This window comes from Kiloniellales bacterium (assembly GCA_030064845.1).
GTDB lineage: Bacteria > Pseudomonadota > Alphaproteobacteria > Kiloniellales > JAKSDN01 > JASJEC01.
In genome coordinates this window covers 47,649-66,289 of the sequence record JASJEC010000024.1, presented here as the reverse complement: position 1 = coordinate 66,289, position 18,641 = coordinate 47,649, and the positions used below count along the sequence as shown (strand labels likewise).

The 18,641-nt window shown below is 68.2% G+C and carries 21 protein-coding genes; 11 read left to right on the top strand and 10 right to left on the bottom strand.

Annotation, left to right across the window (positions count from 1 at the left end; translation table 11 throughout):
- The 7 genes from QNJ67_11220 to QNJ67_11190 form a co-directional block, all read left to right on the top strand.
- A partial coding sequence (locus QNJ67_11220) for an ABC transporter ATP-binding protein (protein ID MDJ0609535.1) occupies positions 1 to 797 on the top strand: 797 nt, incomplete at its 5' end.
- Positions 790 to 1,845, top strand: a complete 1,056-nt coding sequence (locus QNJ67_11215; GenBank protein MDJ0609534.1) for an ABC transporter ATP-binding protein — start codon at positions 790 to 792, stop codon at positions 1,843 to 1,845. The genes QNJ67_11220 and QNJ67_11215, both read left to right, overlap by 8 nt.
- The gene (gene dhaL / locus QNJ67_11210; protein ID MDJ0609533.1) at positions 1,835 to 2,467 is read left to right on the top strand and encodes a dihydroxyacetone kinase subunit DhaL; all 633 of its coding nucleotides are present in this window, start codon (positions 1,835 to 1,837) and stop codon (positions 2,465 to 2,467) included. The genes QNJ67_11215 and dhaL overlap by 11 nt, the downstream gene beginning before the upstream one ends.
- On the top strand, positions 2,464 to 2,856 hold the full coding sequence (gene dhaM / locus QNJ67_11205) for a dihydroxyacetone kinase phosphoryl donor subunit DhaM (GenBank protein ID MDJ0609532.1): 393 nt from the start codon (positions 2,464 to 2,466) through the stop codon (positions 2,854 to 2,856). The genes dhaL and dhaM overlap by 4 nt, the downstream gene beginning before the upstream one ends.
- Before the next feature lie 16 nt (positions 2,857 to 2,872).
- Positions 2,873 to 3,166, top strand: coding sequence for an HPr family phosphocarrier protein (locus QNJ67_11200; GenBank protein ID MDJ0609531.1), 294 nt, complete (start codon positions 2,873 to 2,875; stop codon positions 3,164 to 3,166).
- Positions 3,150 to 4,787, top strand: coding sequence for a phosphoenolpyruvate--protein phosphotransferase (gene ptsP / locus QNJ67_11195; GenBank protein ID MDJ0609530.1), 1,638 nt, complete (start codon positions 3,150 to 3,152; stop codon positions 4,785 to 4,787). The genes QNJ67_11200 and ptsP overlap by 17 nt, the downstream gene beginning before the upstream one ends.
- Positions 4,780 to 5,208, top strand: a complete 429-nt coding sequence (locus QNJ67_11190) for a hypothetical protein (GenBank protein ID MDJ0609529.1) — start codon at positions 4,780 to 4,782, stop codon at positions 5,206 to 5,208. The genes ptsP and QNJ67_11190 overlap by 8 nt, the downstream gene beginning before the upstream one ends.
- Positions 5,209 to 5,215: 7 nt before the next feature.
- On the opposite strand, the gene dhaK is transcribed toward QNJ67_11190, so the two are convergent.
- The 3 genes from dhaK to QNJ67_11175 all read right to left on the bottom strand — a co-directional run bounded on the left by dhaK (position 5,216) and on the right by QNJ67_11175 (position 8,597).
- Positions 5,216 to 6,208, bottom strand: coding sequence for a dihydroxyacetone kinase subunit DhaK (gene dhaK / locus QNJ67_11185; protein MDJ0609528.1), 993 nt, complete (start codon positions 6,206 to 6,208; stop codon positions 5,216 to 5,218).
- A 125-nt stretch (positions 6,209 to 6,333) separates the two neighbouring features.
- The gene (locus tag QNJ67_11180) at positions 6,334 to 7,500 is read right to left on the bottom strand and encodes an aminotransferase class V-fold PLP-dependent enzyme (GenBank protein ID MDJ0609527.1); all 1,167 of its coding nucleotides are present in this window, start codon (positions 7,498 to 7,500) and stop codon (positions 6,334 to 6,336) included.
- Positions 7,497 to 8,597, bottom strand: a complete 1,101-nt coding sequence (locus QNJ67_11175; protein ID MDJ0609526.1) for a tryptophan 2,3-dioxygenase family protein — start codon at positions 8,595 to 8,597, stop codon at positions 7,497 to 7,499. Before QNJ67_11175 ends, QNJ67_11180 begins: the two co-directional genes overlap by 4 nt.
- Before the next feature lie 216 nt (positions 8,598 to 8,813).
- Here QNJ67_11175 and QNJ67_11170 point away from each other — a divergent pair, with 216 nt between their 5' ends.
- From QNJ67_11170 to QNJ67_11160, 3 genes are read left to right on the top strand one after another with little or no spacing between them, the layout of a single operon-like run.
- A complete protein-coding gene (locus tag QNJ67_11170; GenBank protein MDJ0609525.1) occupies positions 8,814 to 9,347 on the top strand; it encodes a YSC84-related protein in 534 nt (177 codons plus the stop codon).
- Positions 9,348 to 9,381: 34 nt separating this feature from the next.
- Positions 9,382 to 10,134: an SDR family NAD(P)-dependent oxidoreductase gene (locus QNJ67_11165; GenBank protein MDJ0609524.1), complete on the top strand. Its 753-nt coding sequence runs from the start codon at positions 9,382 to 9,384 to the stop codon at positions 10,132 to 10,134.
- Between the two features lie 22 nt (positions 10,135 to 10,156).
- Positions 10,157 to 10,936, top strand: a complete 780-nt coding sequence (locus QNJ67_11160) for an SDR family oxidoreductase (GenBank protein MDJ0609523.1) — start codon at positions 10,157 to 10,159, stop codon at positions 10,934 to 10,936.
- Between the two features lie 10 nt (positions 10,937 to 10,946).
- Here QNJ67_11160 and QNJ67_11155 read toward each other — a convergent pair whose 3' ends face one another.
- Entirely contained in the window at positions 10,947 to 11,777 is an 831-nt protein-coding gene (locus tag QNJ67_11155) for an AIM24 family protein (GenBank protein ID MDJ0609522.1), read from the bottom strand.
- A 155-nt stretch (positions 11,778 to 11,932) separates the two neighbouring features.
- Here QNJ67_11155 and QNJ67_11150 point away from each other — a divergent pair, with 155 nt between their 5' ends.
- Positions 11,933 to 12,301, top strand: coding sequence for a hypothetical protein (locus QNJ67_11150; protein MDJ0609521.1), 369 nt, complete (start codon positions 11,933 to 11,935; stop codon positions 12,299 to 12,301).
- 12 nt (positions 12,302 to 12,313) lie between these two features.
- Here the strand turns inward: QNJ67_11150 and QNJ67_11145 are convergent, their stop codons facing one another.
- The 6 genes from QNJ67_11145 to QNJ67_11120 form a co-directional block, all read right to left on the bottom strand.
- Positions 12,314 to 13,108: a GNAT family N-acetyltransferase gene (locus tag QNJ67_11145; protein ID MDJ0609520.1), complete on the bottom strand. Its 795-nt coding sequence runs from the start codon at positions 13,106 to 13,108 to the stop codon at positions 12,314 to 12,316.
- Positions 13,109 to 13,194: 86 nt separating this feature from the next.
- Positions 13,195 to 14,226, bottom strand: coding sequence for a Gfo/Idh/MocA family oxidoreductase (locus QNJ67_11140; protein ID MDJ0609519.1), 1,032 nt, complete (start codon positions 14,224 to 14,226; stop codon positions 13,195 to 13,197).
- Positions 14,223 to 15,332 (bottom strand): isocitrate/isopropylmalate dehydrogenase family protein, encoded by a 1,110-nt coding sequence (locus QNJ67_11135; GenBank protein MDJ0609518.1) that lies wholly within the window; start codon positions 15,330 to 15,332, stop codon positions 14,223 to 14,225. Before QNJ67_11135 ends, QNJ67_11140 begins: the two co-directional genes overlap by 4 nt.
- 56 nt (positions 15,333 to 15,388) lie before the next feature.
- Entirely contained in the window at positions 15,389 to 16,117 is a 729-nt protein-coding gene (locus QNJ67_11130) for an SDR family oxidoreductase (protein MDJ0609517.1), read from the bottom strand.
- A gap of 35 nt (positions 16,118 to 16,152) precedes the next feature.
- Positions 16,153 to 16,791, bottom strand: a complete 639-nt coding sequence (locus QNJ67_11125; GenBank protein MDJ0609516.1) for a hypothetical protein — start codon at positions 16,789 to 16,791, stop codon at positions 16,153 to 16,155.
- Positions 16,792 to 16,862: 71 nt separating this feature from the next.
- Entirely contained in the window at positions 16,863 to 18,596 is a 1,734-nt protein-coding gene (locus QNJ67_11120) for an IlvD/Edd family dehydratase (GenBank protein ID MDJ0609515.1), read from the bottom strand.
- Between the last annotated feature and the right edge of the window lie 45 nt (positions 18,597 to 18,641).

The window sequence follows — 18,641 nt, the reverse complement described above, 5'->3', positions numbered from 1 at the left end:
GGATCCAGGGTCTGCCGCGGCGCGAGATCCGGGAGCGGACCGAGGAGGTCGCGCGGCTGCTGCGCATCGACCACCTGCTGGACCGGTCGATCGGCGGCCTGTCGAGCGGCGACCGGCAGCGGATCGCCCTGGGCCGGGCGATCGTGCGCCGGGCCAAGGCCTTCCTCATGGACGAGCCCCTGGGCGCGCTGGACGCCGAGTTCCGCGAGCTTATGTGCGAGGAGCTGCGCCTGCTGCACAAGCGGATCGGCGCAACCACCGTCTACGTCACCCACGACCAGATCGAGGCCATGTCCATGGCCGACCGGATCTGCGTGATGGACCAGGGCGAGGTGCTGCAGATCGGGCCGCCCATGGAGATCTACGAGCGGCCGGCCACGCGCTTCGTCGCCGGCTTCATCGGCAGCCCGGCGATGAACTTCCTGACCGGGCAGGGCGGCCTGGCGCCCGGCTCGACCGGCATCAAGGTCAAGGGCGCCGAGATCCCGGTGCCGCGGCTGCGCGAGGGCGTGGAACACCGGGAAGCCATCCTCGGGGTCAGGCCCGAGCATATCCGCCTCGGCGATGACGGTCCGCTGCGCGGCCGGGTCTTCGGCGTCGAATACATGGGTACGCGCCAGCTGGTCACCGTGGACACGGACGGCGGCCGGCTCAAGATCAGGGCGCCCAACACCGTGCGGGTCGACTTCGGCGAGACGGTCGCCCTCAGCTTCGAGACCGATCGCCTGGTGGTCTTCGACCCGGCCAGCGACCGGGCGGTCGCGAGCGACCTCGCCGCGGAGGATGGCCATGGCTGAGGTCGTCCTGAACGGCGTCACCAAGCGCTTCGACAAGACGGTCGCCGTCGCCGAGCTGTCCCTGACCGTAGCGGACGGTGAGTTCGTGGTGCTCCTGGGTCCAACCGGGGCCGGCAAGACCACGACCCTGCGCCTGGTCGCCGGCCTGGAGAAACCCGAGGAAGGCCGCGTCGAGATCGACGGGCGGGACGTCACCGGAGCCGCGCCGGCGGAGCGCGACGTTTGTTTCGTCTTTCAGCAGTATTCGCTCTATCCGCACTACACGGTGTTCGACAACCTGGCCTTCCCCTTGCGCGCGCCCGGCCGCCGTTGGCCGGCCGAGCGCATCGAGGCGCGCGTGCGTGAGATCGCCACCCTGCTGCGGATCGAGTCCAAGCTCGGGAACCGCGCGACCCAGCTCTCCGGCGGCGAGATGCAGAGGGTCGCGATCGGCCGGGCGCTGGTCCGCGAGCCGGCGATCTACCTGATGGACGAGCCTCTGTCGTCGCTCGACGCCAAGCTACGCGAAGACCTGAGGGTCGAGCTGAAGCGCATCCAGCGCGACCTGGGCGCCACCATCCTCTACGTCACCCACGACCAGCTGGAAGCCATGACCCTGGCGGACCGCATCGGCGTGCTGTCGGAAGGCCGCCTGGTTCAGATCGGTTCGCCGCGCGAGGTCTACGAGCAGCCCAGCAACATCCACGTCGCCCGGCGGCTGGGCAGCCCGCAGATCAACCTGGTGCCGCGCGGCCGCCTGGGCCTCGAAGACCTGCCGCCCGGGGCCGAGACGATCGGCGTCAGGCCCGAGGACGTCCGCCTGCACCAGGCAGAGGGCGTTCCCGCCGAGGTCCTCGCGGTCGAGCATCTCGGCGTCGAGACGTTGGTGCTGCTCTCGGCGGAAGGCGAGAGCGTCAGGGCGCTGCTCGGCGCTCACGACCCGGTCGCCGAGGGCGAGAAGACCAGTATCGCGGTGCGCCCCGGGGCGGCCCTCGCGTTCGACGGCGACGGCAATCGGATCCCGAGCGGTCCCGCGGGTGCGAAGGTGGAGGCTGCCTATGGAACCTGAATTGATGAAGCGGGTCGTCGAGCGAACGGCGGGAGTCATCGCGGCCCACGTCGAGAACCTGACGGCGCTCGACCAGGCGATCGGCGACGGCGATCACGGCCTCAACATGAAGCGCGGTTTCGACGAGATCGCGGCGATCGCCGATGAACTGAGCGCGCTTCAGCCCGGTCCGGCCCTGAAGAAGGCGGGCTTGACCCTGGTCATGAAGGTGGGCGGCGCTTCGGGTCCGCTCTACGGCAGCCTCCTCTTGGGCATGGCCAAGGCGGCCGGCGACCGCGCCGAGCTTGACGGCCCCGGCGTCGCGGCGGCCTTCGCGGAAGGCGTCACGGCGGTGAAGCAGCGCGGCAAGTCCGAGGCCGGCGAGAAGACCATGCTGGACGTCCTGGTGCCGGTCCAGGAGGCCTTCGAGCAGGGCCTGGCCGAGGGCGTGCCGCCGGCGGCTCTGATCGACCGGCTTAACGCGGCCGCCGAGCAGGGCCTGGAAGCGACCCGCCCGATGCGGGCGACCAAGGGCCGCGCCTCCTTTCTCGGCGAACGCAGCATCGGTCATCTCGATCCGGGCGCCATGTCGAGCTGCCTTTTGATCAAGGAGGTCTGCGCCGTGTTTGGAGAAGAGCTATGAGCGGAGACAAGGTGGCCATCGTGATCGTTTCGCACTCGCCGGACGTCGCCCGGGGCACTTCCGAGATGGTGCGGCAGATGGTCGGCGAGACCGTCGGCGTCGCCTGGTGCGGCGGCAACGCCGACGGCGGGCTCGGCACCGACGTCGCGCGCATCAGCGAGAGCATCGAGAAGGTCTGGAGCCCGGCCGGCGTGGCCCTGCTGGTCGATCTGGGCGGCGCGGAAATGAACGCCGAGATGGCCATCGAGCTCCTGCCCGAGGATCGCCGCGGCACGGTCTCGATCTGCGACGCGCCGATCGTCGAGGGCGCTGTCATGGCGGCGACCCAGGCGTCGACCGGCAGCTCGCTGGCCGAGGTCCGCGCCGCCGCCGAGGAGTCGGGTTCATGATACGCGGGGACCGAGCATGACTGACGAGACTGTCGCCGAGGGGCGGACCATTATCTCCCACGACGTCGGCCTGCACGCCCGCCCGGCCGTCAAGCTGACGCAGCTGGCCGCGAGCTTCTCCAGCGAGGTTCGGCTTCGGGTCGGCGACGGCGGTGACTGGGTCGACGCGAAGAGCATCGTCAAGGTGATGAAGCTCAAGGCGCGGACCAGCGAGACGCTGTTCTTCGAGGCGCGTGGCGCCGACGCGCAGCAAGCGGTCGCGGCCCTCGTCCACTTGGTCGAGCGCAGGTTCGATGAGCAGCCCGCCTGAACGCGTAATCGGCGCCGAGGTCGCGGCACCGGGCCTCGCCATGGGGGTCATTCACCGGGCCCGCCCGCCGCGCTGGCAGACGCTGGCCGCGGAACGCCGTCCGGTGGAGGAAGAGCGCAAAGCGCTCGATCTGGCGCTGCGGCGGGCGGCGAAGGAGCTCGAGGAGCTGGCGGCTGAAGGCGACGAAACGGCGGCGGAGATCCTGGCGTTCCAGATTGCAATGCTTGCCGACCCCGAACTGGTCGCGCCCGCGCAGGAGGCGATGGCGGGCGGCGAGCCGGCGGCGGGGGCCTTCGGCGATGCCTTGAACATCCAGATCCAGGACTATCAGGCGTCCGGCGACGACTATTTTCAAGCCCGGGCGGAGGACCTGATCGATCTGCGCGACCGGGTGCTGGTCGCCCTCGGCGGCGAGAACCGGGAGGAAGAGGTCCTGCCCGAGCGCGCCATCGTGGTGGCCGGCGAGCTGACGCCCAGCCGTTTCCTCGACATGGATTGGACGAAGGCGAAGGGGGTCGCGCTCGCCGGCGGTAGCGCAAACAGCCACGTGGCGATGCTGGCGCGCGCCCGGGGCGTTCCCTTCCTGATCAACCTCGCCAGCGATCCCCAGGACATAGAGCCCGGGGCCGAGGCGGTGATCGATGCGGAGCAGGGCTGCCTGATCCTGCGGCCCACGGCCGATCGGGGCGCGGCCTACAGCCGGCAGATCGCCGACCGGGAGGCCGTCCGGCGGGCCCAGGACGAACTTCTGTCCGAGCCGGCGGTCACCGCTGACGGGACCGGGATCGCGGTTCTGCTCAACGTCGACGATCCGACCATGCTTCAGGACGTCGACCCCGACCACTGCGACGGCATCGGTCTCACCCGGACCGAGTTCCTGTTCGGCGAGGGCCTGCCCGACGAGGAGCGGCAGTACCGGATCTACCGGGGCCTGCTCTACTGGGCCGGCGAGCGGCCGGTGACGGTGCGCACCCTGGACGCCGGCGCCGACAAGCCGATTCCCGGGCTCACGCCCGAGAGCGAGGCCAACCCCTTCCTCGGCGTCAGGGGCGTCCGGCTGTCGCTGGCGCATCCCGAGGTCTTCCGGGTCCAGCTGCGCGCCCTCGCGCGCGCGGCGTGCCACGGCAGGCTCAAGGTCATGGTCCCCATGGTCGCCACACCCGACGAGCTCGACCAGGCGCGGGCGCTGATGACGGAGGCGGTGACGGCCTTGAAGGCCGAGGGCACGGAGGCGGCCATGCCGGCCTTCGGCATGATGGTGGAAACGCCCGCCGCCGCGCTTGCCGTCGAGTCTTTCGCGAGCGATTTCTTCTCGATCGGCACCAACGACTTGGTCCAGTACGTCATGGCGGCCAGTCGGGACAGCCTCGGCCTTAAGTACCTGCAGGACCCGCTCAATCCCGCCGTGCTGGAGCTGATCGCCCGGGTCTCCACCGCCGGCGCGGCGAAGCGCTTGGAGGTCAGCGTCTGCGGAGAGATGGCGAGCCTGCCGGCGCAGGTGCCGGCCTTGCTGGATGCCGGGATCCGAACGCTCTCGGTCCCGCCGGCGGCGCTCGGCTTGGTGAAGGCCGCGGTCCGCGCACATCGGATCGGAAGCGGGCGGATCGAAAGCCATGGCTGAGCAGGCTGTCCGGATCAACAAGCAGGAGCTGATCGCGGCCTACAAGAAGGTCCTGCGGTCCTTCATCGACCAGCGACCGTCGGGCATGCGGCTGCGCATCGCGCGCGTGCTGGGAACCCACAAGAGCTTCGTTTCCCAGATCACCTCGCCGCTCGACCCGACGCCGCTGCCGGTGCGCCACGTCGGCCCGATCATGGAGGTCTGCCACCTCTCGCCGGCGGAACGGGAAGCCTTCCTGGCCGCCTATCGGGCGGCCCACCCGAACCAGTCGCGCCAGCTCGGCCATGCCGCCGCGCCCGGCGTGACGACCACGCTGGAGGTCGAGGTCCCGGTCATGGACGACCCGTCGCGGCAGAAGGCGCTCGAAGACCTGATACGCGAGATGGCGCGGCGCATGGCCGAGATCATGGCGAAGGACTGACGGGCGCTCAGCAGCCCCAGCGCAGCGCCGAGGTGTTGACCGGGGCGTCCCAGTAGCCCGCTATTTCGTCGTCCAGCAGGGTCAGGGTCACGGAACAGCCGGCCATGTCGAGCGAGGTGACGTAGTTGCCCACTAGGCTGCGCGCGACCTCGACACCGCTCTGTTCGAAGGCTTCGCGCGCCAGCTTGTACATCAGCGTGAGCTCCATCATCGGAGTCGCGCCGAAGCCGTTGACCAGCAGCAGCGCCTTGCGGCCGCTGTCCGGTTTGAGGTCCTCCAGGATCGCGCCGGTCATCTCGCCGGCGATCTCGCCGGCAGAGCCGAGCGCGACCCGGCGGCGGCCGGGCTCGCCGTGGATCCCCACGCCCATCTCCATCTCCGTCTCGCCGATGTCGAAGGTCGGCTTGCCGGCCGCGGGAACCGTGCAGCTGGTGAGCGCGACGCCCATGGACCCTGTCGCTGCGTTGACCCGCGTTCCCAGCGCCTCGCAGGCCGCCAGATCGGCGCCGCCCTCGGCGGCTGCGCCGACGATCTTCTCGACCACCAGGGTGCCCGCCACACCACGCCGGCCTGTGGTGAAGGTGCTGTCCTCGACGGCGACGTCGTCATTGGTCAGCACGGTGGCCTGGTCGCCTTCATACATCTCGGCGGCCATTTCGAAGTTCATGACGTCGCCGGAGTAATTCTTGACGATGAAGAGCACGCCCGCGCCGCCGTCGACGGCCTCGGCGGCCGCCACCATCTGATCCGGCGTCGGCGAGGTGAAGACCTCGCCCGGACAGGCGGCGTCGAGCATGCCGCGTCCGACCAGGCCGCCGTGCAGGGGCTCGTGGCCGCTTCCGCCGCCGGAGATCAGCGCGACCTTGCCCTTGACCGGCGCGTCTGCCCGCGTGACGAAGGTCGGCTCGCGATGCAGCTTGAGGATCTCCGCGTGGGCGGAGACGAAGCCCTCGAGGCTCTCGCTCAAGATGGTGTCGACTGAATTCAAGAACTTCTTCACGGCCGCGTCCCTCCCCAGGAGAATCCAAGTTTCTGTCTACTAATCAGAAGCTTAGCACGGGAAACGGGTGAGGGATAGGAAAGGCCGCAGCCGGTCGGCCCGGTCTGGCGGAATTCGGTCCCCGATCAGGTGAGCTTGGCGAGACGCGCCAGCAGGCGCTCGACGTCGTCGCGCGTCTGGTAGATCCCGAAGCCGAATCGCAGGCGGTCGCCCCGGAAGTCGGTGACGATCTTGGCCGCCATAAGCCGGCGGTGCAGGTCGCCCGCGCCCTCGGTCCGAAAGGTCAGGAAATTGCCGCGGTTCGGTTCGGCCAGCGGCACGACGAGGTCTTCGGGCCGCAGGTCTGGCAGCGCCAGGTTCTCGAGGCCGTCGATGAAGGCGCGCTGCAAGTGGCAGACGTGGTCGTGGATATCGGCGATGGTAAGGCCCAGGGAGTCCAGCCAGGACAGCACGGCGTTCTGCCGGTAGATCCCGACCGGATCGAAGGTCGCGCCCAGAAAGCGGTTGGCTCCGGGACCGTAGGCGGTTCTCGCCTCCGGTCCGTCGGCCAGGGCGTCGAAGGCGGCGAACCAGCCCGTGTTCCACGGCCTCGTGCCGTAGCCGGCGGGGCAATGGAGGAAGCAGACCCCTTCGCCGGCCATGGCGTACTTGTAGCCGCCGGAGGTGTAGAAGACCCGGTCGGCGAGCCCCGAAAGGTCGGTCTCCAGTGCCATGAAGCCGTGGTAGCCGTCGATCACGATCAGCGCTTCCCCGTCGGGCACGGCGCGGACCACGGCCGCCAGATCGGGCAGGGCATAGCCCGAGTTGTAGAAGACATGGCTCACATAGACGAGGTCGTAGCCGCCGGGCGACGCCGCGTCGACCAGGCGCTCGGTCAGACTCTCGAAAGGCTCCGCCGCGACGCGCGTGACGTTCGCGAGGCCGTCCTCCTCGAGCCGCGACATTTGGCGCTCGAAGCTGTGGAACTCGCTGTCGGTCGTCAGCACCTTGGGAGGACGCCCCGGGTCGAGACACGAGAGCAGTCGCAAAAGAAAGGCGTGCGTGTTCGGGCCGAAGGCCAGGGTCGCCGGATCGGGCAGATTCAGGATCGCGGCGACCTGGCGCTGGGTTTCCGGATAGAGCTCGCCGAAGATCATCTCCCACTTGCGGTCGGCGAGGCGCGCTGCGTCGCGCCAACAACGCTCCTGTGCCTTCAGCGTCACGTCGGGCCAGAGGTGGTGGCTGTGGGCGGCGAAATGCAGACGTTCCGGATCGGCCTCGAGGAAGCGACCGAAGTGCGGCTTCAGGTTCACGCCCCGGTCCCGTTGTAACGGTAGCCGAGGACCCGCCTCAGTTCCTCGGGCAGGGGCGGCAGCTTGGACCTCGGGATCAGAAAGGTGGAGAGCGCGAAGAGGTCGTCGAACAGGCGATGCCGCTCGGCGGTCTGCCGCAGGTAGTCGTGCCCCGACGACCCGCCGGTGCCGACCTTGCGGCCGATCATGCGCAGCACCATTAGGGCGTGGCGCTGGCGCCAGTTGGTTAGGCCCACGTCGATGTCCATCAGGTGGCCGAGGAAGCGGAACGGCACGTTGAGTGCGGGCTCGTCACGGTAGAGCGTGATGAAGAGCGCCGCTTGAAGCGCTCGCGCGGAGAAGCGCCAGCGCCCCTCGGCCTGTAGGCGGCCGTGCACCTCTTCGTCGAAGAGCGAATCGAAGCGCGCGCTCGCCGCCGCGAGACTTTCGAGGTCTTCGCTCTTCTGCGCCTCGTCGAGCGCCGGGTTGTCGCGGATCACCGCGGCCTCGGCGTCCAGCATGTCAGCCACCGCCTGACGGAAGACGGCGGTGAAGTCGTAGTCCGGCAGCTCGATGAAGGGCGTGCGGGTCAGCCAGGACTCGACCAGCGCGAACAGCGACGGCCGCGCTTCCGCGTCTTTCAGCCTGGCGCGGTCGCCGCGGGTCAGGCGGCTGTCGAAGGGCCGCGCCTCGAAGGCGATCCGGTCGCCCCGGCGCAACCCGAGCTTCGTTTCGAGCAACCGGAACTGCAGGCTCTGGAAGCCGGAGGCCGGGAAGAGGGTGTCGCGGAAGTCGAGAAAATCGAGCGGCGTCATGGTTTCGAGCACGTCGAGCTGCTGCAGCAGCAGCTTCTGGATCTCGACGATGCGGGCGAGGCCGCGGTCCGCAACCGCCAGGTCACGGTCGTCGACCGCGGACTCCGAGAAGATCTGCTCGATGCGGTCGAGCTCGAACAGGATCTGCTTGAACCAGAGCTCGTAGGTCTGATGCACGATGATGAAGAGCATCTCGTCGTGCGCCGGCCTGCCCAGCTCCGCGCTCTGGCGCTGCTGGCACGCGAGCAGCTTGTCGAGCTGCAGATGACCGCCGTAGCTGAGGGGGCGCGCGCGCTTGGCCATACCGCTATCGGTAGAACACCCCGCCGCCGCAGGCAAGCTGGGTTCGTCCGCTCGCTCGCCTCGCGGCGGCCGCCACGTGTCGGTCGTGGCGGCAGAACGTGAATGATGCTAGCCTCACGCTCGTAACGGGGCCGGGCCGGCGCGCCCGCGTTTTTTGTTCCGGCCTAATCTGGGGTAAAGCCAATGGCTAGAAAATGGTTTCCTCTGAGGTGGTTGGTGGCCGTAGTTCTCTTGGCGTCTGGTTCCCTGACACCCTCGACCAGCGACGCCGCTTCGGCCGCCGAGATCGACAAGGCGGTCGATGAGGCGATCGCGAATCTGCACAGCGAATCGGCCGACGCCAAGGCTCTGGTTCCGGAGGCCAAGGGCATCCTGGTCATTCCACGACTCGCCAAGGCCGGCTTGATCATCGGCGCCCAGGGCGGCGAGGGCGCGCTCCGGGTGAACGGAAAGACCACCGGGTACTACAACTCGGTCGCCCTTTCCTTCGGCCTTCAAGCCGGTGTGCAGTGGGTCGGTTACGCCATGTACTTCATGAACGACAAGGCGCTCAGCTACCTGAACAGGAGCGGCGGCTGGGAGGTCGGAACCGGTCCTACCATTACGGTCTGGGACGAGGGCATGGCCGGGTCCCTGACGACCACGTCGGGCAAGAGCGACATCTACGTGTTCTTCTTCTCGCAGAAGGGCCTGATGGCCGGGATCGATCTGCAGGGCACGAAGATCACGAAGTTCACGCCGGAAGAGTGAACTTGGTTTCCACGAAGAGAGCAGGGGGCCCGGGGTGAACCGCATCGATCTGGAGGGGCGCCGGGCCGTCATCACCGGCGGCGCCCAGGGCATCGGCCGCGCCGTCGCCGAACGTATGCTCGAGAGCGGCGCGGCGGTCGCGCTCTGGGACCTCGACGCCGATTTGCTCGCGGAAACCGCGCGCGAGCTCGGCAGTCAAGGCCGCGTGCACGCCGTCGCGGCCGACATCACGGCGCCGGAGGCGGTCGAGGCGGCGCTGGCGGATACAGTCTCGGGACTCGGCGCGATCGACATCCTGGTCAACAACGCCGGGATCGCCGGCCCGGCGGTCAAGGTCTGGGACTACCCGATCGAGGCCTGGCGGCAGGTGATCGATCTCGATCTGACCGCGGTCTTCCTCTGCTGCCGGGCCGTGGTGCCGGGCATGCGCGAGCGGGGCTACGGGAGGATCGTCAACATCGCCTCGATCGCCGGCAAGGAGGGCAACCCCAACGCCTCTGCCTACAGCGCGGCCAAGGCCGGCGTCATCGCCCTGACGAAGTCCCTCGGCAAGGAACTGGCCGACCAGGATATCGCGGTCAACTGCGTGACGCCGGCGGCGGCGAAGACGCGGATCTTCGAGCAGATCACCCAGGAGCACGTCGACTACATGCTGTCGAAGATCCCGCGCGGCCGCTTCGTCACCGTCGAGGAGGTGGCGGCGCTCGTGGCCTGGCTCGCCTCCGAGGACTGCTCCTTCACCACCGGCGGCGTGTTCGATATCTCCGGCGGCCGCGCCACTTACTGAGCCGGCCATGGGCCCGGGACGCTTGCAGGGAAGAAGCGCCATCGTCACCGGCGCCGCGTCCGGCATCGGCCGGGCGATCGCTCGGCGCTTCGCCGAGGAGGGCGCCCTCGTGGTCATCGCCGACGTGACCGAGGCCCCGCGCGAGGGCGGGCCGCCGACCCGCCGCCTGATCGACGAGGCGGGCGGCGCCTGCGTGTTCCACCGCGCGGATGTCTCGAAGTGGGAGGACGTCGACCGCCTGGTCTCGGAGACCGTCCGTCGCTTCGGCCGGCTCGACGTGATGGTCAACAACGCGGCGATCTCGACCGGCGGCCGCTTGACCGAGACCTCCGAGGCCGACTGGGACCGCGTGTTGGCGGTCAACCTCAAGGGCGTCTTCAACGGCTGCAAGCGGGCGGCACAGCAGATGCTCGATCAGCCGCCCCACCGGAGCGATCTCGGCGACCGGGTGCGGGGGCGCCTCGTCAACGTCTCCTCGCAGCACGGCATGATCTGCTGTCCCGGCGATATTGCCTACGGGGTCAGCAAGGCGGGCGTCGCCTACATGACCCGCCAGATCGCGGCGGACTATGCCGAGGCGGGCATCGTCTGCAACGCCGTGGCGCCAGGAAAGATCCTGACCGGCAAGGGCGGAGCGGCCGTCGAGCCGGAGACCCTCGAATACGCCAGGGCGCGGACGCCCTGGCCGCGGCTCGGGCGGCCGGAAGACGTGGCCGGGGCAGCGCTCTTCCTGGCCAGCGAGGAAGCCAGCTACGTCACCGGCGAGAACCTGCTGGTCGACGGCGGCTGGATGGCGGGGTAGGGCGCCCTCCTCAGTCGATCAGGTCGCCCAGGCCGCCCAGGATCGATCCCTCGCCCTGTCGGTTGCCGCCGTTCTGCGGCGCCGCGGCCAGCATGCGGCCGGCCAGGCGGGAAAACGGCAGGCTCTGCAGCCAGACCCGACCCGGACCCGTGAGGCGTGCGAAGAAGGCGCCCTCGCCGCCGAACAGCATGGTCTTGATGCCGCCGGCCTGGACGATGTCGTAGTCGACGCTGTCGGTCAGCGCCGCGAGGCAGCCGGTATCGACGTGGAGCACCTCGCCGGGCGCCAGGTCCCTCGCGACCAGGACGCCGCCCATGTGCACGAAGACCCAGCCGTCGCCTTCCAGCTTCTGCATGATGAAGCCCTCGCCGCCGAACAGGCCTGTCAGGATCTTCCGCTGGAAGTGAATGCCGATGGAGACGCCCTTGGCGGCTGCCAGGAAGCTGTCCTTCTGGCAGATCAGCCGGCCGCCGAAATCGCTCAGCTTGAGCGCCAGGATGCGGCCAGGGAAGGGCGCGGCGAAGGCGACGCGGGCCTTGCCGAGGCCCTCGTGGGTGAAGACCGTGGTGAACAGGCTCTCCCCGGTGATGACTCTCTTGCCGGCGCCGACCAGCTTGTCGAAGAAGCCGCCCTCCTGGGCCGAGCCGTCGCCGAAGATCGTCGTCATGCCGATGTCGGCATCCTTGAACATCATGGCGCCGGCCTCGGCGACGGCGCTCTCGCCCGGGTCGAGCTCGATCTCGACGAACTGAATGTCCTCGCCGTGGATCTGGTAGTCGACGTCGTCGCTGCGGCTCTGGTGGGCGCGGCCGACCGAGGGAATGTAGCTGGCTTGTGACATGGGGCACCCGGCAGGTGGTTGCGGAAGCAAGATATAACGGGTATGGCAAAAGGGTTTAAGTATTCAGTAAAAAACACTGATTTTTATAAGGTTTTAACATCCTGACGTCATAATGAATCATTAACACCCTTCCGTTTTGAGACGTGGTTCTTTCCATGACCCGGGTTCGGCTCAACAGTAAGTCATTGATCGTCGTGGCGCTGCTGGCGCTGCCGGCGACGGCGGCCTATTTCATCAGCGCCGAGCAAATCGACCTCGTTGTCGAGGACAAGAGCGGCCGTGTGGGACGCAGCGGGACCTACGTCAACGTCGGAACGAGCCGTCACGACCGGCGGGACAGGTTCCTGATCTATACCCGGGACGAGGTCTTCGAGGTCAGCACTTCCTACGTCTTCATGAAGTTCGAGAGCGCGGAACGTTTTCACTCGCTCAAGGCCGGCAACAGCTACCGGGTCGTGGTCGCCGGTTGGCGGATCCCCATGCTCGGTCAGTACCGCAACATCATCGAAGTCTTGCCGAACTGAGGCCTTGCCGCCTCAGGGTCCGGTGAAGCTGACCGTGTGGAAGCGCCCGGAGCGCTCGTAGCCGATCTTGCGATAGAGATGGTTGGTGAGCGGGTTGTCCTCGTCGGCGAAGATCAGGCAGCAGGTAGAGCCGCGCTCGAGCAGGGTCCGGCTCAAGCGGGTCACGCAGGCCGTGGCGTAGCCCTGGTTGCGCACGTCGGGCGGCGTGTAGACGAAGTTGATCCGTGGAAAGGTCGGCGTCGCCCCGCCGGGATTGACGCCCGCGACGGAAACGGCTCGGCCATCGAGGCTCCAGAGATGAATCTCGCCTTCGGTCAGGCGCTGCCCCAGGTAGGCGCGGGCCTCCTCAAGTTCATCATGAGGCAAACCGGTCTCTTCGAAGAAGCCGTCCTGCCAGTCCAGCAGGAGCGCCAGGTCGTCTTGCGAAGCCTCGACGAGGGATCCACGGATCCTGGTGTCCGGAATGAGTCTGGTCAGGCTATAGAGGTTGAGCTGGAACTCCGGTTCCGGCGCGATATCGATATGTTCGCGGAGTGCCGCGACCAGCCCCTCGAGCAGGCCGGCCGGGCCGCTCACGCCCGGCAGGACAACTGCGCTTTCGGCCAGCCACCCGGCGAGGCAGGGAAGCGCAGCGGGGTCTCCGTGAGAGAGAACGAGCTTGAAAGGCGGCGTTTGTACGGCGGCGAGGCATATCTCACCGGCGCGCTCGACGGCCAGCATCTGCGCCGACGACCGCCGCTCCCTGTCCAGGGCGTGGAGCGCGCCGAGAAGGACCGTGTTCTCGGCTTCCCGCCCCGCGAAGTGCATCCGGGTCTCGCGCAAGAAGTCTGCCGGCGAAGGGTAGCCTCGGCAGCGATAGAGCGCAGGTGTCTTGGCACCGCCCATCGGGACACTCACTCTTCCAGCGCGATCCGTCGGCCGGTCTCGTGGGAGCGGTAGATCGCCTCGACGATCTCCATGTTGGTCAAATAGGCCCGACCGTCGTTGACCAGGGGCCGGCCGTGGAGCAGGTGGTCCACGACATGTCGCTGCAGGGCGAAGACGCAGTCGCCTGCGAAGCCTTGGGCGGGCAGGTCATAAGGCTCCGCGACTTCGGCGCCGCCGTGGTCCTTCCACCAGAGGCGGGCGTGGCCGTCGAGGCGCAGCACGCCGGCCGAGCCTTCCAGGTGCATCTCGCCCATGGTGAGCCGCGTGTTCTCGGCGACGTGATCGTTCAGCCGGTTGCCGTCGAAAACTCCTAGGGCGCCGGACTCGAACTCGAAGACTACGGTGCCCGCGTCCTCGCCGGCGATCACGGGGTTGACCCGGCGCAGCCGGGCGGTGACCGCGGTGACCGCGCCCATTAGGCTGCGAAAAGTATCGACGAAGTGGATGCCGGTCTCGTGGATCAGGAAGCGGGGCATGGTCTGGAAGTAGGGCTGCCGGTCGAGATAGGCCCGGGGACCCTGGCCGTCGCCGGGGCGCAGTCGGAAGTCGATACCGTGGAGCTGGCCGAGCCGGCTTTCGCCGATCAGAGCGCGGGCATGGGCGAACCAGGGCTGGAAGCGAAAGTTCTCGTGAACCACCAGGAGGATGCCCGCCTGTTCCGCCGTCTCGACCACCGCGACCGCTTCCTCGAGGGTCGGCGCCAGGGGTTTCTGGCAGATCACCGCGATGCCGCGCCGGGCCGCTTCCCGCACGAGGGCTAGGTGAGTCTCCGGCGGCGTCACGATATCCAGGAGATCCGGCTCGGCGGCCTCCAGCATGGCGCCGACCTCCTCGAAGACCGCCGGCACGGCGAAGCTCGCCGCGCGCTCCTGGGCGCTCCCGGCGTCGCGGCTGGCCAAGGCGACCAGCTCCGCTCCGGGAAGCCGCCGCCAGGCGTCGTAGTGGAATTGGCTGAAGTACCCGCTGCCGGCGACGGCAATCCGCAGGGGCGCGGTCATGCCGCCGCCGCCGGATTTTCCAGGCAGGCCAGGACGGCATCGGTGATCGCCGCGGTGCCGTGGCTGCCGCCGAGCTCGAAGGGCCGGAGCTCGCCGGCGGCGTAGGCCCGGTCGACGGCGTCACGCAGGCGACGTCCGGCCGCGTTGCAGGCGGGGAGCGACCGGCGCTCGCCGAGCCACTCGAGCATCATGGCGGCCGAGAGGATCATGGCCGTGGGGTTTGCCTTGCCGCTGCCGGCGATATCCGGCGCGCTGCCGTGGCAGGGCTGGAAGACGGCCTGCCGGTCGCCGATGTCGGCCGAGGGCGCCATGCCCATGCCGCTCATCAGGCCCGCGCCGAGGTCGGACAGGATGTCGCCGAACATATTCTCGGTGACCAGCACGTCATAGGCCCAGGGCTGGCGCACCATGTCGAGCGCCATGGCGTCGACGTAGCGGTGGTCGGCCGTGACGTCGGGGAAGCGTGCCGCGCGCTCGTCGAAGATCTCGCGGAAGAAGGCGAAGGCCTGGAGCACGTTGGCCTTGTCGACGCAGGTGACGCGCCCCGGGTGTCCCGCCGCCTTGCGTTGGCGCGCCAGCGCGAAGGCGAAGTCGAACAGGCGTTCGCAGGCGGGTCGGGTGATTTCTAGCGTATTGCGGGCGACCCGGTCGTCTTCCACCGTGCCGCTGGCGCGGCCGGCGAAGAGCCCCTCGGTCGACTCGCGGATCAGCACGAAGTCGGTCTCGGCGGCGCGGGGGTGGGCGAGGGGACTGGGCAGACCGGGAAAGATCCGCACGGGACGGATCCCGGCATAGAGCTGGAACTTTTCGCGCAGGTCGAGCTGCGGCGCGATCTCCCGCCCGTCGGGATAGCGGATTTCCGGCAGCCCCATGGCGCCCAGCAGGATGGCGTCGGCGCCGGCGGCCCGTTCCAGGGTGCGCGTGGGCAGAGCTTCCCCGCTGCGCCGATAGCACTCGGCGCCGGCCTCGAGAGTCTCGAACTCCAGCGCGAAGCCGGTCTCCTCGGCGGTCAGCCGCTCCAGCAGTCCGAGACAGGCGGTCATCACCTCGGGTCCGATGCCGTCGCCCGGCAGCACGGCGATGGCGAAGGTATGTACAGAAGACAAAGCTTCCTCCTCTCTCTCGCGCTGCGCGCGCGAACTCGCGTCGAAGGCGATCCTGTTCAGAGCGTGACGCCGCCGTCCGCGGTAAAGACCGCGCCTGTGGTGTAGCTCGATTCCTCGCCCGCGAGGTGGACGGCCAGGCTGGCGATCTCTTCGGGCTTGCCGAGGCGCCCGATGGGCTGTCGTTCGATGAAGGCCTTGCGCGCCGCCACGGGATCGTCGAAGGCGGCGATCCGGCCCTCCAGTGAGGGCGATTCCACCGTGCCCGGACAGATCGCGTTGCAGCGGATACCTTGCCGGATGAAATCGGCTGCGACCGACTTGGTCAGGCCGATCACGGCGGCCTTGCTTGCGCCATAGACGAAGCGGTTGGGCAGGCCGCGGATGGAGGAGGCGACCGAGGCCATGTTGACGATCGAACCGCCGCCGGCCTCGAGCATGGCCGGCAGGAAGGCGCGGATCGTGCGGTACATGGACTTGACGTTGAGGTCGAAGGAGAAGTCCCAGTCTTCTTCCGCGCAGTCGAGGATCGAGCCGTGATGGACGAAGCCGGCGATGTTGAGCAGGGCGTCGACCGCGCCGACCTCCTCGGCGAGCTTGGCGACGGCGGCCTGGTCTGTGACGTCGAGGCGTTTCGTCTCGATTCCCGTGGTGCCGGCTAGTCTCTCCAGCGCGGCCGCGTCGACGTCGGTCGCCAGGACCCCGGCGCCTTCGTCCGCGAGGGCCAGGGCCGTCGCCCTGCCGATGCCCTGGGCTGCGGCGGTTACCAGGGCTTTTTTTCCCTTCATCCTGACACCCAAGTCGCAAACCTCCCCTGTTGCTTCTAGCTGATCGCCTGGACGAGCGATGCCACAAATACCGCTCCCAGCCCGACCAGGACGATGGGATGCAAGGCAACCGTGCGCGCATCGGGACGGGCCCGTGTCGCCGGCGCGGCAAAGGTCATCAAGAGCAGGCCGAGCCACGAGACGGCGGCGACGTAGAAACTCCAATCCAGATAGCGGTTACGGGCCTCGCGCTTTTTCTCCCAACGGGCAAAGTTCTTCGGCCACAACATCAAACGTTCCAGGGAAACATGGCCGTCGGGGCGTGTTGTCGGGGGGAGAGTGGTGATTCCACCTTTCTCGCTCGTGATCCCTAGTTCGTCTTCCGATAACACGAGGTCGGTGGTCTTGGGAAAGAGATGGAGGAAGTATGAGAAAAAAGTCAGGACGATGCAGCAGGCCAGGAAGCTCTTGTTCGGGGAGAGATCGAAGCGGGGCCATCTCGACTGGATGACGGCGAGGCCATGAGCGAAGGAGGCGGCCAGCAGGCCGGCCAGAAAGATCAAGAGGAGCAGAAGAAAGAACCCGCGAAGCGGCTGAGAGATAGCCCTGTGGGCGGCGAACACGAAGAAGAGCCCGCCGGTATAGAGCAGGAACCCGAAGAGCGGCCAGAAAAGGCGATCGAATCTGTCGCGCATGAGTTGTCCTGCCGCCCGCCGGAGTTACGACTTACCGCTCAGAAGCCGACCGGATCATAGCGCGGCTAGCGTTAATGACTTTCCCGCGGAATCGGCGCGCCGCTGCCGCCGACCAGGAAGTCGAGATCGCAGCCCTGGTCGGCCTGGTTGACGTGGTCGTGGTAGAGCCGTGCCCAGCCTCTGCCCGTCGGCTCCTCGGGGGGCACCCAGGCCGCGCGCCGCCGGGCTATTTCCTCTTCGCTGACGTCGAGATGCAGCTTCCGGCCCTCGACGTCGAGCTCGATCATATCGCCGTCCTGGACCAGGGCGAGCGGGCCGCCGACCGCCGCCTCCGGCGCGGTGTGCAGCACCACCGTGCCGTAGGCCGTGCCGCTCATCCGCGCGTCGGAGATCCGCACCATGTCGGTGATGCCCCGCTTCAGGATCTTGGCCGGCAGGGCCATGTTGCCGACCTCCGCCATGCCGGGATAGCCCCGTGCGCCGCAGTTCTTGAGCACCATGACGCAGGTCTCGTCGATGTCGAGCGCGGGGTCGTCGACCCGCGCCTTGTAGTGGTCGATGTCCTCGAAGACCACGGCGCGGCCCCGGTGCTTCATCAGTTCGGGCGTGGCCGCCGAGGGCTTGAGGATCGCACCGCTGGGCGCCAGATTGCCCTGCAGGACGGCGATCCCGCCCTGGTCCTTGAAAGGCTCGCCAAACGCGTGGATCACCTTGCGGTCGTAGCAGACCGCTTCCTTGCAGTTGTCCCAGATGGTCCCGCCGTTCACGGTGACGGCGTCCTTGTGCAGCAGACCGGCCTCGCCCAGTTCGCGCAGCACGGCCGGCAGCCCGCCGGCGTAGTAGAAGTCCTCCATCAGGTACTCGCCCGAAGGCATGAGGTTGACCAGGCAGGGCACTTCGCGGCCCAGGCGGTCCCAGTCGTCCAGAGCGAGATCCACGCCGAGCCGGCCGGCCAGCGCAAGGAGGTGCACCACGGCGTTGGTCGAGCCGCCGATCGCGCCGTTGGTCCGGATCGCGTTCTCGAACGCCTCACGGGTCAGCACCTTGGACATGGTCATGTTCTCGCGAACCATCTCGACGATGCGCCGCCCCGCCATGTGGGCCAGCGCGTTGCGCCGCGAGTCGGCGGCCGGGATGGCGGCGTTGCTCGGCAGGCCCATGCCGAGGGACTCGACCATGGAAGCCATGGTCGAGGCGGTGCCCATGGTCATGCAGTGGCCGACCGATCGGGACATGCAGGCCTCGGCGTCCATGAAGTCGGCCAGGGTCATCTCGCCCGCCTTGACCATGGCGTCGAACTTCCAGACGTGGGTGCCCGAACCGATCTGCTCGCCGCGGAAGCGGCCGTTCAGCATCGGCCCGCCGGAGAGCGCCAGGGTCGGCAGGTCGCAACTGGCGGCGCCCATGAGCAGCGCCGGCGTGGTCTTGTCGCAGCCGACCAGGAGGATCACTCCGTCGAGGGGATTGGCCCGGATGGTCTCCTCGACGTCCATGGAGACGAGGTTGCGGAACATCATGGTGGTCGGCCGCATGAGGGTCTCGCCCAGCGACATGACCGGGAACTCCAGCGGGAAGCCGCCCATCTCGTAGACCCCGCGCTTGACCCGCTCGGCCAGCTCCCGGAAGTGGGCGTTGCAGGGCGTCAGCTCCGACCAGGTGTTGCAGATTCCAATCACCGGCCGCCCGTCGAAGAGGTGGTGGGGCAGCCCCTGGTTCTTCATCCAGCTGCGATGGTGGAAGCCGTCCTTGTCCGCCTTGCCGAACCATTCGGCACTGCGGTTCTTGGTCTTGCTGTCGTCGGGCATCGTCTTGGCTTTCCTCCCTGTTTTATCGCCGATCTTAGAGCGAGC